Below are 498 nucleotides of genomic sequence, written 5' to 3'. Positions count from 1 at the left end.
CTCCTATAGAATATAATTCATATGATCATAAATTATTTCTTGAATTTATATATAACAACAATTTGATAATAGGTAAACATATATTAATTTATGAATGCATAGATATTGATTATTATAAAAATGATTTTAAAAATTTAGAATATTTTCAATTAATATTAAATGAATATCAAAATAATATGTCTAAAAAATGTGAATTATATAATTTTGAAAAATTTAAATTAATTAGTTTAACTGAAGATTTTGTAGTTTTAGATAATAATGAAAATCTTATATCTAATAAAGATATTGTAAAAAAAGTTCAATTTCAAGGTTATTATAATGGAATAACTGAATTATATTTTATAAATAAACAGTTAGGAAATTTTATATCAAACCATAATTTTACTGGATTTAAATTGAAACCTGTATATAAGATTAATACCAATGAAATTTTATTTTATCAATTAAAAGTAATCAATATAGTAGAAGCTCCAAATATTTCTACAGAAATATCTTCGC

1 protein-coding gene is annotated in these 498 nt (G+C 17.1%); it reads left to right on the top strand.

Going from position 1 to position 498, the window contains the following annotated elements; translation table 11 throughout:
- The coding region (locus tag GBZ86_RS17620) for a hypothetical protein (RefSeq protein ID WP_207707494.1) at positions 1-498 on the top strand (498 nt) is incomplete at both ends.

It is taken from the genome of Clostridium tarantellae (assembly GCF_009295725.1).
GTDB lineage: Bacteria > Bacillota > Clostridia > Clostridiales > Clostridiaceae > Sarcina > Sarcina tarantellae.
This window is presented reverse-complemented; position numbering and strand designations above follow the sequence as displayed.